The sequence below is a fragment of the Streptomyces kebangsaanensis genome, from assembly GCF_001906585.1.
GTDB classification, from domain to species: Bacteria; Actinomycetota; Actinomycetes; order Streptomycetales; family Streptomycetaceae; genus Streptomyces; species Streptomyces kebangsaanensis.
In genome coordinates, this window is record NZ_JUJA01000165.1 from 10,452 (window position 1) to 23,589 (window position 13,138).

Below are 13,138 nucleotides of genomic sequence, written 5' to 3' on the forward strand. Positions count from 1 at the left end.
GCCGGGCCGGCTCCGGCGGCATCTGGCAGTCGCTCGCCGGATCGTTCGCGGTGAGCGCGTACGCGACGCCCGCGTCGCGGTGGCTGATAACCCCGGCCGACAGTTCGGTGGCGCGCGAGGCGGGCCCCGCGGAGGGCTCCGGCGCACCGCTCAAAGTCGGCCACAGCGACGTGCAGAAGCTGCGGGAGGCCGCCGAGGACGCCAGGCGCTGGGACTCCAAGTACGGGGGCGGCGACTGGCGTTCGTCGATGGTGCCGGAGTGCCTGCGGGTCGAGGCGGCGCCGCTGCTGCTCGGCTCCTACTCCGACGAGGTCGGCCGGGCCCTGTTCGGCGCCAGCGCCGAACTCACCCGCCTCGCCGGGTGGATGGCCTTCGACACCGGCCAGCAGGAGGCCGCGCAGAGGTACTACATCCAGGCGCTGCGCCTCGCGCGCGCGGCGGCCGACGTGCCCCTCGGGGGCTACGTCCTGGCGTCGATGTCCCTGCAGGCGACCTACCGCGGCTTCGGCGACGAAGGAGTCGACCTCGCCCAGGCCGCCCTGGAGCGCAACCGGGGCCTGGCCACCGCCCGCACCATGAGCTTCTTCCGGCTCGTCGAGGCACGCGCACACGCGCGCGCGGGTGACGCCCAGGCGGCCGGCGCCGCCCTGAAGGCGGCCGAGGGCTGGCTGGAGCGGTCCCGCGACGGCGACAGCGACCCCTCCTGGCTCGGCTTCTACGGCTACGACCGGTTCGCCGCCGACGCCGCCGAGTGCTACCGCGACCTGAAGGCCCCCCGCCAGGTCCGCCGCTTCACCGAGCAGGCGCTGTCGAAGCCGACGGAGGAGTTCGTCCGCTCGCACGGCCTGAGGCTGGTCGTCTCGGCGGTCGCCGAACTGGAGTCGGGCAACCTGGACGCGGCCTGCGAGCAGGGCGTGCGGGCGGTGGAGGTCGCCGGACGCATCTCCTCGGCGCGCACCACGGAATACGTCAAGGACCTCCTGCACCGGCTGGAGCCCTACGGCGACGAACCCCGCGTGGCCGAGCTGCGCGAACGCGCACGACCCCTGCTGGTGACACCGGCCTGAGCCGGGCCGGTGCCGCGCCCTTCCCGGTCCACGGGCATTGTCAGTGGCACAGTGCACCATGGGTTGCGGGAGGTGGAGCAGGTGCGGGCGGAGATCGCTTACGACTGTGACGTGCTGGTGATCGGTGGTGGGATCGTCGGTCTGTCGACGGCGTACGCGATCACGCGCGCCGCGCCGGGCACCCGCGTGACCGTGCTGGAGAAGGAGCAGGGCCCGGCCCGGCACCAGACGGGACGCAACAGCGGGGTGATCCACAGCGGGATCTACTACCGGCCGGGCTCCCTGAAGGCGCGGTACGCGGTGCGGGGCGCCGCCGAGATGGTCAAGTTCTGCGCGGAGTACGGCATCGCGCACGCCGTCACCGGCAAGCTGATCGTGGCGACCGGACGGGAGGAGCTGCCCCGGCTGCACGCGCTGGTGCAGCGCGGCCGGGAGAACGGCATTCCGGTGCGCGAGCTGGGTCCCGCGCAGATCGAGGAGTACGAGCCCGAGGTGCGCGGACTGGCCGCGATCCACGTCGGGACGACGGGGATCTGCGACTTCACTGCGGTGGCGCGGCAGCTGGCGGACGCGTCGGGAGCGGAGATCCGGTACGGGTCGCGGGCCGTGCGGGTGGACCGGAGGCCGGAGCTGGGGGTGGCCGTACGGACCGGGCGCGGCGAGGTCGTACGCGCGCGCGTGCTGGTCAACTGCGCGGGGCTGTACTGCGACGAGGTGGCGCGGCTGACCGGGGACGAGCCGGGCGTGCGGATCGTGCCGTTCCGCGGGGAGTACCACGAGCTGGCGCGGCCGGAGCTGGTGCGGGGACTGGTGTACCCGGTGCCGGACCCGGCGTTCCCGTTCCTCGGCGTGCATCTCACGCGCGGGATCGACGGCGGTGTGCACATCGGGCCCAACGCGGTACCGGCGCTCGCCCGCGAAGGCTACGGCTGGGGGGTCGTACGGCCCCGGGAGCTGGCGGGGACGCTCGGCTGGCCCGGGTCGTGGCGGATCGCGCGGCGGCACTGGCGGTACGGGTCCGGGGAGCTGCGGCGGTCGGTGTCGAAGGCGGCGTTCACCCGGGCGGTGCGCAGGCTGATGCCCGGGGTGCGGGAGGAGGACCTGGTGCCGGCGGCCGCGGGGGTGCGGGCGCAGGCGGTGCTGCGGGACGGGACGCTCGTGGACGACTTCCTGATCCGGGAGGGGGCCCGGACCGTGCATGTGCTGAACGCGCCCTCGCCCGCGGCCACCGCTTCGCTGCCGATCGGGCGGGAGGTGGCGCGGCGGGCGCTGGGTGCGCTGGCGGCGGTGCGGTGACGGCCGCGGCGGGGCGGGGCCGTGCTGCCGCGGCGGGGCGGCGGGGCAGCGGTCCGCGCACGCGCTGGACACGCCGGTTCGCACCCCTCTCCCCGTAAAATCGTTCCCACTGTGACTGACTCCCTGAACACCCCCCAGGCTCCCGTCCCCGGCGAGCGGCCCCGGCACACCCTCGGTGTGTCCGTCCGGCACAGCCGGGCCAAGGGCGAGCCCCGTTTTCCCGACGGGCCCCAGGCCGATCCGGCCGGGTCGCACTTCGAGCGGCGCATCCGGAGCTTCCAGCCGCGCCGGAGCCGGGTGACCGCGGGGCAGGCCGACGCGCTGCAGCGGCTGTGGCCCAAGTGGGGGCTGGACATCGACGGGCAGCGGGTGATCGACCTGGCCGAGCTGTTCGGGAACACGAACCCCGTCGTGCTGGAGATCGGCTTCGGAATGGGCGAGGCCACCGCCGAGATGGCGGCCGCGGACCCGGACACCAACATCCTCGCCGTCGACGTGCACACCCCGGGCCAGGGCCATCTCCTGAGCCTCGCCGACCGGGCCGGCCTCACCCACGTCCGGGTCGCCAACGGCGACGCCGTCATCCTGCTGCGCGAGATGCTCGCCCCCGACTCCCTGGACGGGCTGCGCGTCTACTTCCCCGACCCCTGGCCCAAGAAGCGGCACCACAAGCGGCGGCTGATCCAGCCGGAGTTCCTGACGCTGGCCGCCGCCCGGCTCCGGCCCGGGGCGCTCGTGCACTGCGCGACGGACTGGGAGCCGTACGCCGAGCAGATGCTCGACGTGCTGACCGCGCACCCGGCCTTCGAGAACACACGGTCCGACGGCGGTTTCGCGCCACGTCCCGGCTTCCGTCCACTGACCCGTTTCGAGGAGCAGGGGCTGGACAAGGGGCATGTGGTGAACGATCTGCTCTTCCGCCGCGTGGAGCACGAAGCCCCGCAACCGCAGTGACCTCGTTAGGGTCGATGCCGTGGCCGCCTTTCCCCCGTACCCGACGCATCCCCCTGCCCATCCCCCTCATCCCTCCGGCACCGTTCCGCGGCACGCGCACTGGTGGCAGCGGCGCCGGGTCAAGTACGGCGCCCTGATCACCCTGCTCGCGCTCTCCGGGCTGGTCATCCTCGCCCTGGTGCGCCGGGAGACCGGTACCGAGGGGTTCCTCGTCGGGCTCGGGCTCGCGGTGCTGCCCGTACCCCTGCTGCTGGCCGCCTTCCGCTGGCTGGACCGGGTCGAGCCCAGCCCCTGGCGGAACATGCTGTTCGCCTTCGCCTGGGGCGCATGCGCGGCGGCGCTCATCGCGATCGTCGCCAACAGCTTCGCCACCCACTGGATAGCCACGGCGACCGCCGACCCGTCCGGAGCGGACACCCTCGGCGCGACCGTGATAGCGCCGGTCGTGGAGGAGTCCGCGAAGGCCGCCGCCGTCCTGCTGCTCTTCCTCTTCCGCAGACGCGACTTCACCGGCATCGTCGACGGGGTGGTCGTCGCCGGGGTGACCGCGACCGGCTTCGCGTTCACCGAGAACATCCTCTACCTCGGCAACGCCTTCGGCACCGACCAGCTCAACGGCGACGGGGGCATCGCCTCCGTCACCGCGGCGACCTTCTTCGTGCGCGTCATCATGTCGCCGTTCGCGCACCCGCTGTTCACCGTGCTCACCGGCATCGGCTTCGGCGTCGCCGCGCTGTCCGGGGACCGCCAGCGGGTGCGGCGCGTGCTGCTGCCCCTGGCCGGGCTGCTCCTCGCCATGGGCATGCACGCGCTGTGGAACGGCTCGACGATCTTCGGCCCGTACGGCTTCCTCGCGGTCTACGCCGCCTTCATGGTGCCCGCGTTCGGGCTGCTGACCTGGCTGGTCATCTGGACCCGGCAGCGGGAGCTGAGGACCGTGCGCGAGGAGCTGCCCGCGTACGCCGCCGCCGGCTGGCTCACCCCGGCCGAACCGCTCGCCCTCGGCTCCCTGCGGGCCCGCCGGCTGGCCCGGGACCACGCCCGGCACCACTCCGGCAGGCCCGCGGCGCGGACGGTCGCCGAGTACGAGGCGTACGCCACCTCGCTGGCGTTCCTTCGGCACCGGGGCCGCCGGGGGCGGGCCGGTGCCGACTTCGCCGTGCGGGAGCAGGAGCTGCTGCACGCGCTGTGGCGCAGGCGGGAGGTGGCGCAGCCCGCGCTGAACCACGCGGCCAGGATGACGGCGCCGGTGGTCGCGCCGCCCTGGCCGGCGCACGGGGTGTACGGGGCGCACGGAGTGTACGGGGTACCCGTGCAGTCCCCGGGGTACGGGTCGTACGGGCCGACGGCACCGTATCCCTCGTACGGCCCGTACAGCCCGCACAACCCGTACCGGACACAGTCGTAGGAGAGCCGGGGCCGGGGCGTCCGGGCTTACGCCGACGCCCGCGTCAGCTTGCCGATCTCCTCCTCCGTCAGCCGCAGCTCCGCCACCCCCAGCAGCGCCGGGAGCTGCAGCACCGTCCGCGCCGAGGCGATCGGGGCGGCCACCGTCGGCTGGGCCGCGAGCCAGGCCAGGGCCACTGTGGCGACCTCGGCGTCGTGGGCCCGGGCGACCTCGTCGAGGGCGGCGAGGACCTTCCGTCCGCGCTCGGTGTCCAGGTGCTTGGCGGCACCCTGGGCCCGCGCGCTGTCCACCGTCGTACCGGGCCGGTACTTGCCGGTCAGGAAGCCGGAGGCGAGCGCGAAGTACGGGACGGCGGCCAGACCGGCCCGCTCGGCCACGCCCTGCAGCTCGCCCTCGTAGGTGTCGCGCGAGACCAGGTTGTAGTGCGGCTGGAGGGCCACGTAGCGGGCCAGGCCCTCGCGCTCGGAGAAGTCCAGGGAGGCCGTCAGCCGCTCGGCGGAGATGTTCGAGGCCGCGATGTGCCGTACCTTGCCCGCCCTCACCAGCTCGTCGAGCGCGCCGATGATCTCCTCGACGGGCACCTCCGGCTTGTCGAAGTGCGTGTAGTACAGGTCGATGTGGTCCGTGCCCAGGCGCTTGAGGGAGGCGTCGGCCGCGGCCTTGATGTTGGCGGCGCCCAGCCCCTGGAAGTCGGGGTGCTGGCTGACCTTGGTGGCGATGACGACGTCGGAGCGGTTGCCCCGCGCCTTGATCCACTTGCCGATGATCGTCTCGGACTCGCCGCCCCGGTTCCCCTCGATCCACGCCGAGTAGGAGTCGGCGGTGTCGACGAAGTTGCCTCCGGCGGCCGCGTAGGCGTCCAGGACGGCGAAGGACTGCTCCTGGTCGGCGGTCCAGCCGAAGACGTTGCCGCCGAGGGCGAGCGGGAAGACCTTGAGGTCGGACGAGCCCAGTGTGCGCAGAGAAGTCATGTCCGGCTGCAACAACCGGACCGGAGCCGGGCATTCCGCGCCCGGCCTCGTCCGGCCGCAAAAGGTGCGCGAACAGGCGTCAGGAGGAGGTGCGGGGGTCCGTCAGGGGTTGAGGCCCTTGCCGCGCAGCCACGCCGTCGGGTCCACCCCGCCCGCCTGGCCGCCCGGGTGGACCTCGAAGTGCAGGTGCGGCCCGGTGACGTTGCCGGTGGCGCCCACGCGGCCGATGACGTCGCCCGTGCTGACCTTCTGCCCGACGTTGACGCTGATCGACGACTGGTGGCAGAACCACAGCTCGGTGCCGTCGTCGAGGGTGAGGATCGTGCGGTAGCCGTAGGAGCCGGCCCAGCCCGCCTCGGTGATGGTGCCGCTGTGGACCGCCTTGATCAGGGTGCCGGTGGGCGCGGCGAAGTCCAGGCCGGTGTGGTAGCCGGAGGACCACATGGCGCCGGCCTGACCGAAGGACGAGGTGACCGTGTACGAGGAGGTCGGCAGCGTGTACTGCTTGGCCAGCTCGGCCAGCCGCGCCTCCTCGGCCTTCCTCGCGGCCTCCTCCTCCGCCTTCTTCTTCTCGGCGGCGGCCTTGGCCTCGGCCTCCTTCTGCGCCTTCGCGGCGGCCTCGTCGGCCTTCTTGGCGGCGGCGGCCTGGGCGTCCGCGAGGGCCTTGGCCTCGATCTGGGCCTGCTGCTGCTCGGCCTGCGCCATGATGCGGTTGCGCAGCACCTCACCGGCGTCGGAGGTGCCCTCCTCGGCGTCGGCCGTGGCCACGCCGACGCTGCTGAGCGCGGTCGCCGAGCCCTCGGGGGCGGCGGAGGCGTCGGAGGCGTCGTCGAACAGGGAGCCCACGGAGGGCAGGTCGGGCAGCGAGATGGACACCGGCGGCTTGCTGGTGTTGGCGCTGGCCATGCCGCCCGCGCCGACGGCGGCGATGACGCCGACGCCGAGAACCGTGGAACTGCGGGCGAGCCCGCCGCCGCGCTGCTTGGCGACGCGGTGCCGGCCGCGCACGGGGCGGGTGGACTCCGCGCTGGGGTTCCACTCCTCCCAGGGGCCCTCGTCCGCGTTTCGGCTGCCGTAGCCGAAGGTCTCGGTGTCGTGCCGGTCCGGCACGAACGGGGCTTCTGGAGCCAGCCGGTTGGACGCCACGAAGGCGCACTCCTTTCCTTCCGTCGCCTACCGGGTTAGCTGACGGGTTCGGAGGGGAAGGTCTCCTACGCGCGTCAACCATCCGTGACTTCACGGCGGTTGCGCCCGATTCACCCCAAGTTGGTGGTTCCCCGGCTCCCTTGCGGGATTCGGCGCATGCACACGGAGCCGTCTCTTGTGACGGCTGCGACGACCGTGCTCTGCGTTATCGAACGTTAATAGACTCGGGACCCGGATTCCAAGCCGTTCGGCTTGATCGTTAAACCTTCCTGGCCAGAACTTACGGCCCATGAGGGTCAAAAACGGGGCGAGTTGGTCACGCGAGTCGGCCGCTTGTCAGGAAACCCACACGCCACCGCGCGCCACCGCCGCTGCCACACGCCCGGAAAACACCGCGGGCATCCCGGAAAACACTCAGGGCCGGAATCCGTGGATTCGGATTCCGGCCCTGAGTCTTCAGTAGCGGGGACAGGATTTGAACCTGCGACCTCTGGGTTATGAGCCCAGCGAGCTACCGAGCTGCTCCACCCCGCGTCGTTGTGACACCAGTGTACGTCATGTTCGGGGCAGCTTGCACACGCATTCCGTTCAGCCCGGCAGATGCCGGTTCGGCTCCTTGGCCGACCCCTCGTACTCCGGCACCACGACGACCTCGGCGCCCCCGGCCGCCAGCACCCCCGCCCCGTCGGCGCCCTCGACGAACGTGTCCGGTTCCCGCCAGGCCGTGACCACCCGCCGCACCCCCGCGTCCAGAATCAGCCGGGCGCACGGGCGCGGCCGGGAGGCGCGGCGGGCGCACGGCTCCAGGCTGCTGTACACCGTGGCACCGGCCAGCCGCGGATCCGCCGGGTCGACCTTGGCCAGCGCCGCCTCCTCCGCGTGCACGACCGGGTCGCCGGCCTCCCGCGAGTACCCGCGGGCGAGTTCGGTCCCGTCGGCGGCGACCACCACCGCGCCCACGCTGAACGCGGTCCGCGACGGCGGGCACTGCGCGGCCAGCTCGCACGCGCGTCGCAGCCAGTGCCGGTCCGCGGGCACCACGCGGTCCGCCGTGCCGGGCGCGGTCGGCTCGTAGCGCATGAGGACGACGTCCTCGATGGCCCGCGTCTCCACCAGCCGCAGCCGCCCGCCCTGGTAGGCCCCGGGCCCGAACAGCCGCGGCGCCTCGGGGTCCCCCACGAACAACGGGGCCAGCACGAGCTGCACCTCGTCCACGAGCTGCTGCTGCAGCAGCTGCGTGTGGACGGTCCCGCCGCCCTCCACCATGAGCCGGCGCACCCCTCGCACGTCGTACAGGTGCTCGAGCAGCAGCCCCCAGTCGAGTACGGCGCCCAGCGGCACCACATCGGCGGCGACACCCGCCCGCCGCGCCCCCTCGTCGGTCGTGTAGAGAACCTTCTCGCCGCCCGTGTGCCAGAAGCGCGCCCGCGGGTCCAGCTCCCCGGACGCGCTGACCGCGACCTTCAGCGGATACTCCGCCAGCCCGGCGGCCACCCGGGCCGCACGCCGCTCCGGCGAGTACACCAGCAGCCGCGGGTTGTCGGCGCGGATCGTCCCGGCCCCGACGAGAACCGCGTCGACGGACGCCCGCACCTCGTCGACCCGGTCGAAGTCGGCGGGGCTGGACAGCAGCAGCCGTTCGGGGCCGGTGTCGTCCAGGTACCCGTCGAGGGAGACGGCGGCGGACAGCAGGACGTACGGGTGGGGCATCGGCGCGCTCTCTCTCGACGGCGGACGGAACAACCGGCTTGCTTCGAGCTTGGAGCAAGCCGCGCATGTACTGCCCCATCCTGTCGTTCCCCTCCGACACCCCGGAGCACCGGCCGGCAGCCGAGACGAGTGCCGCTGTCAGGAGGCGCCGCTCGCCCTCACGGCACGCAGAAACGCCTCCGGGGAACCGGCGGAGACGTGGATCGTGGCCGCCCGCACCACCCCGGCTCTTCCGAGATCGACGGCGACCGGCGGATCGACGCGGAGGCGCACATCGACCGTGCTGCCCACCGAGCAGGCCACCGCACGGGCGTCGCCCGGCACGGGGCGACGCCCTCTGCCGCTCACGGTCCACATATCCCTGGACGCCGACCGGACCGCGTCGCGGGAAAGCGTCAGCTCACCGAGAAAGCCCGTCCGCAGGACCACGTGCCAAGGCGAGACCGCATGCGGGTGCCGCGCCACCGCCGCCACCGCACCGAAGGCGGTGAGGACCAGCGGCACCTCGAACGCCACGTGGTACGGCCGCAGCACGGGCGGAAGCATGGCGGACACGAAGAAGGCGAGGAAGGCGAGGAAGGCCTCCGTCACGGCCAGGACCGTGATCACCTGCCGTGTCTCCGACGAGTGCGACAGCAGCCGCGCCCCGTCCACGGCCTCGCGCAGCGGCCGACGTGTCACCCGTCCGACGAGGGATCCCGCGAGGACCCGCACGACGCCCACCGCGGAGAAGCCAGCGCCCCGCACCGCCCCGGAGCCCGCACCACCTCGTGCGCCGGAGCGTCTGCGCAGCCCGCTCACCTCGGTCACCGGGTCCTCGCCGTCCATGCCCCCAGCGTTCCGTCACTCCGCCGCAGACGACAGTGATGTTTGTCATGAACGCCCCACGACGCCGACCGGCAAACGCCCACGACGACACAGCGCCCGAGCCGACCGAAGTCGACCCGAGCGCTGCGTGGCGGGTCGGAGGGCGTACCGCCGGCCTGCGGACCGTAGGCCCGGTGGGACCCGAACCCACGACCGATGGATTAAAAGTCCTGGCCATGACATGCCGGGTGGTTCCGGTCACTGCTTCGGTGTCCGGAACCAGCGGGTCAGCGCTCGTTCGCTGTGAGGTGCGGTCCGTCTCATGACAACTCGTGCCGTGCAGTCCGCTCACGCATCGCTCACCCGCAGAGATGGGCTGACCCACGGCGGCCCCGGCTTCTGGACTTGGACGCGCGGCAGACCGGTGCTCTCGGGTCGCTTGGGCCGTGCTCCTGGCAGGCCGGTTCGACAGGCTCGTCCTTCTTGCCTGTGCGCCGACTCTCCTGGTTGCTGGATGGGGTTGTGACCCGGGCCGGAAGGCATGCTGGGTCACCGTGATCGCCTGTCCTTCGCCGGTGCCGTCGATGGATCACGACGGTCGGGTCGGTCCGCCGTTCTCCCCTTGGTCGCCCCGGCCGTCGCCGGGGAGGACCGGTAGGTCGCCGATGTCCGGTGCGATCCTGGCCGCCATCTCGGCGAGCCGCCTGCAGGCTTGCTCGATCTTCTCCTGGGTCTGGTTCCGCTCGGTGATGGCTGCGGCGAGCAGGAGAGCGGTCAGCGCGGCGGTGCCGTTGTACGCCTGCAGAACGACCATGTTGGTGAGCAGACTGTGACCGGCGAAAGGGCCCGACCTGCGGGTGGCGGCGAGGATCGCGAACGTGGTGACGGCCAGTGCGCAGGGCGCGGCCCCGGCCCGCTGGAAGCGGAAGGCTGCCCAGCTCAGCAACGGGAAGGCGAGGAAGAGCAGCGGTGCCTGAGAGGTCTGGATGAGACCGATGCCGATGGTGGCTGCCACAAGGAGCGATCCCTCAGCCCATCGGGATGCGGGCGCGTTTTTGGGCCGGTGTGCCGAGCGGAGGGCGAACAGTACGGGCGCGACCACGAGGACGCCCATCGCGTCGCCGGTCCACCAGACCCACCACGTCGGCCAGAACCCCACGGCGGGCACCGCGTGAGCGAGGTGCAGGGTGCCGGTGCCCACTGTCGCGCTGATGAGCATTCCGGTGAACGCTCCGAGGAAGACCAGTGCGAGCGCGTCCCGCAGGCGGTTCATCCGGGTGCGGAACCCGGCACGGCGAAGAAGCGCATAGGAGCACAGGGGTGCGAGTGTGTCACCCCCCGTGATCACGAGCACGGCAGGCGTCGACGGCGTGAGTGAGATGCTGATCAGGAACGCGCCAAGCGCGATCCCGGGCCAGACCCGCGGTCCGAGGAAGAACAGGCCGGCCAGGGCGATGCCGCTCGCGGGCCACAGTGGTGTGACCTGGCCGGCCACGAGCTCATGCATCAGCCCCAGCTTGCCCGAGGCGTAATACATCACACCGACGACACAGATCTCCGCCGCCACCCTGCCGCCGTGCCGGAGCCGGTCGCGCCAGGCGATCACCACCGGAAGGTCTTTCCGTCGGCCTCGTCCCGCACTCCGTCGTCCGCCGATCACGCCGGATTCACCACGCCGCCGCTCATCTGCACAACCAGTCACACAGTGCTGTCCCGGATTTCGCCCTGTGCCCGTTTTCACCCACCCGCGTGCCGAGATCCGTCATCGCCCTCACCACGTGACCTTTCCCGTGAGACTCACACCTGATCCGCGACATTCCCGGCAGTTCGGTGCGGAGTGCGCAGGGCGAGGATGGCCATGTCGTCGTGCCCGTCGCCGGGGTGGTGATCGGCGAGCGCCTGAACCAGGTCCGGCAGAGGAAGCGCCGCGTGCGCGGTGGCGAGTTCGGCGAGTCGGTCCAGGCCCTCGTCGAGGGGGTGTTCCGGGTGTTCGACGAGACCGTCGGTGAAGAAAACCACGGTGGCGTCCGGGGGCAGCGGGTGGATGTGGTCGGGGCGGTCCTGCTCGCTGTCGACGTTCAGGGGCAGTCCGGGTTCGGCGAACAGGTATCGCGCTCGCCGGTCGGGGGTGATCAGCAGAGGCGGGACGTGGCCCGCGCTGCTCCAGTGCAGTCTCCAGGCCCCTGCGGCGGGTTCGATGCGGGCCAGGCTGGTGGTGGCGATGGGATGGTCGGTGATGGCCTGCAGGGTGTGGTCGAGGTGGGTCAGGACCGTACTGGGCGGAGTGCGCAGGTCGTACAGCAAAGCGCGCAGCATGTTGCGGGTGGAGGCCATGGCGGCCGCGGCATGCAGGTCATGGCCGACCACGTCGCCGATGACGACCGCCACCGCGCCGTCGGGCAGCAGGATGGCGTCGTACCAGTCCCCGCCCAGTGGGCTGGGCTCGGCGGCGGGCCGGTAGATGGCGGCGGCCTCGAAGGGCCGCAGGTCGGGCAGGGTCGGCAGCAGAAGCCGCTGGAACTGCTCGGATCCGGCACGCACCTGCTCGAACAGGCGGACGTTGTCGATCGCGATGCCGGCGGCGCTGGCCAGGGCGACGAGGATGCGCTCGTCGTGGACGTCGAAGGGCTGGCCGTCAGCTCGCTCGGCCAGGTAGAGGTCGCCGTAGATCTCACCTCGAACACTGACGGCGACGCCGAGCAGGGTGCGCATGGGCGGGTGGCCGGGTGGAAACCCGACCGAAGCCGGATGGGAGGGGATGTCGTCGACCCGCAGCGGTTCGGGGTGATGAATCAGGTGCCCGAGCACGCCCAGACCACGAGGGAATTCAACCCCGGCCAGGGCCGCGCGCTCCTCCTCGGTCATGCCGGCGACGATGAACTGCGCCAGGTGGTCACCGGACTCGCCAAGTACCCCCATCGCCCCGTAACGAGCACCGACCAGGTCCATGGCGGTGGTCACGATGCGGTGCAGCACCGCGGGCAACTCCATCTCCCGGGTGATGGCCACCACCGCGTCCAGCAAGCCCTGAATCCGGTCCTTGGCCGCGGCCAGGGCGCGCAACTGCTCGTCGATCCGGCCCAGCTCGACATCCAGTTGCCCCAACAGATCACGACCACGCGGCCACTTCGGTCCCTCCTCCTCGCCGCCACCCGCCATCACGATCCCCCGGCGGACCGGTACTCGTTCGCCACCGTGTTCCGGCGCACCCGGCAGCGCCGGGCCAGGAACCGTGCCGGGACCATGAAATCCGCCCGGCGGTAACGGCGGATCCGCTCATACAGCGACTTACCCGAGCGGTACACGCCGACCTCCTGACACGACCGTAATCAACAGGGACCACACAGCGCGACACGGCCAAACACCCCAAATCGCCCATTACTCTCAAAGTGGGATGCTACGCCTGAACCCGCCCTGTTGCTCTCCTTACCACTGCCAAAGCAGGCGGCTCCCGTTCAACCTGCCGGAAACACCAGCCCAGACAGGGCGATCGCCCGGATGAGGACGCAGACGACCTGGTCCACAACCGTCCGCGTAACCTCCCGCCGAAGATCGCGTCGTCCGAGGCAATGGGGTGAACTCAGCCCCGGCCCGTACTCCCTGTTCTTGCCGGTGTTCCTGCCGGTCCGGAAACGCGTTGCCCGCCGCCGCCGAGACGGGGAGCAGCGCCGGCCCGGCCCACCTCTTTTCGGTGCCCCCGTGGGTGGGCCGGGCGTTCTTCTTCGTCGCCGTGGCAGCCGAACAGTTGGGCAGCCCCGCCGGACGCGTTCCACCTGCCG

Annotated in this window: 10 protein-coding genes, 1 tRNA gene and 1 riboswitch; of the genes, 4 read left to right on the top strand and 7 right to left on the bottom strand. The window is 72.0% G+C overall.

Features of this window, described 5'->3' with window-relative positions:
* From RH94_RS33865 to RH94_RS33880, 4 genes are all read left to right on the top strand, one after another.
* Nucleotides 1–1,067, top strand: a 1,067-nt coding sequence (locus RH94_RS33865) for an MFS transporter (protein ID WP_234426229.1), incomplete at its 5' end; no start/stop codon positions are given.
* Nucleotides 1,068–1,139: 72 nt separating this feature from the next.
* Entirely contained in the window at nt 1,140–2,363 is a 1,224-nt protein-coding gene (gene lhgO, locus RH94_RS33870; protein ID WP_073952152.1) for an L-2-hydroxyglutarate oxidase, read from the top strand.
* A 111-nt stretch (nt 2,364–2,474) separates the two neighbouring features.
* Nucleotides 2,475–3,317 carry a tRNA (guanosine(46)-N7)-methyltransferase TrmB gene (gene trmB / locus RH94_RS33875; RefSeq protein ID WP_199881123.1) on the top strand — a complete coding sequence of 281 codons (843 nt, stop codon included), beginning with the start codon at nt 2,475–2,477 and terminating at the stop codon, nt 3,315–3,317.
* 19 nt (nt 3,318–3,336) lie between these two features.
* Nucleotides 3,337–4,725 carry a PrsW family intramembrane metalloprotease gene (locus RH94_RS33880; RefSeq protein WP_073952153.1) on the top strand — a complete coding sequence of 463 codons (1,389 nt, stop codon included), beginning with the start codon at nt 3,337–3,339 and terminating at the stop codon, nt 4,723–4,725.
* Between the two features lie 26 nt (nt 4,726–4,751).
* On the opposite strand, the gene RH94_RS33885 is transcribed toward RH94_RS33880, so the two are convergent.
* The 7 genes from RH94_RS33885 to RH94_RS33915 form a co-directional block, all read right to left on the bottom strand.
* A complete protein-coding gene (locus RH94_RS33885) occupies nt 4,752–5,696 on the bottom strand; it encodes an aldo/keto reductase (protein ID WP_073952154.1) in 945 nt (314 codons plus the stop codon).
* 102 nt (nt 5,697–5,798) lie between these two features.
* Complete coding sequence (locus tag RH94_RS33890) at nt 5,799–6,842, bottom strand: M23 family metallopeptidase (RefSeq protein ID WP_073952155.1); 1,044 nt, start codon at nt 6,840–6,842, stop codon at nt 5,799–5,801.
* A 9-nt stretch (nt 6,843–6,851) separates the two neighbouring features.
* Nucleotides 6,852–7,007, bottom strand: a riboswitch (cyclic di-AMP (ydaO/yuaA leader).
* Nucleotides 7,008–7,302: 295 nt separating this feature from the next.
* Nucleotides 7,303–7,376 (bottom strand) — tRNA-Met (locus RH94_RS33895).
* A 54-nt stretch (nt 7,377–7,430) separates the two neighbouring features.
* A complete protein-coding gene (locus RH94_RS33900; RefSeq protein WP_073952156.1) occupies nt 7,431–8,552 on the bottom strand; it encodes a dihydrofolate reductase family protein in 1,122 nt (373 codons plus the stop codon).
* A 138-nt stretch (nt 8,553–8,690) separates the two neighbouring features.
* Entirely contained in the window at nt 8,691–9,380 is a 690-nt protein-coding gene (locus RH94_RS33905; RefSeq protein WP_073952157.1) for a hypothetical protein, read from the bottom strand.
* Between the two features lie 568 nt (nt 9,381–9,948).
* Nucleotides 9,949–10,968 carry an MASE1 domain-containing protein gene (locus tag RH94_RS33910; RefSeq protein ID WP_234426230.1) on the bottom strand — a complete coding sequence of 340 codons (1,020 nt, stop codon included), beginning with the start codon at nt 10,966–10,968 and terminating at the stop codon, nt 9,949–9,951.
* Nucleotides 10,969–11,156: 188 nt separating this feature from the next.
* Nucleotides 11,157–12,518 (bottom strand): PP2C family protein-serine/threonine phosphatase, encoded by a 1,362-nt coding sequence (locus tag RH94_RS33915; protein WP_073952159.1) that lies wholly within the window; start codon nt 12,516–12,518, stop codon nt 11,157–11,159.
* Nucleotides 12,519–13,138 lie beyond the last annotated feature (620 nt).

Coding starts and splice junctions, on each gene's coding strand:
- RH94_RS33885 (WP_073952154.1), bottom strand. CDS start 5,696: ATGACTTCTCTGCGCACACTGGGCTCGTCCGACCTCAAGGTCTTCCCG.
- RH94_RS33900 (WP_073952156.1), bottom strand. CDS start 8,552: ATGCCCCACCCGTACGTCCTGCTGTCCGCCGCCGTCTCCCTCGACGGG.
- RH94_RS33905 (WP_073952157.1), bottom strand. CDS start 9,380: ATGGACGGCGAGGACCCGGTGACCGAGGTGAGCGGGCTGCGCAGACGC.
- RH94_RS33915 (WP_073952159.1), bottom strand. CDS start 12,518: ATGGCGGGTGGCGGCGAGGAGGAGGGACCGAAGTGGCCGCGTGGTCGT.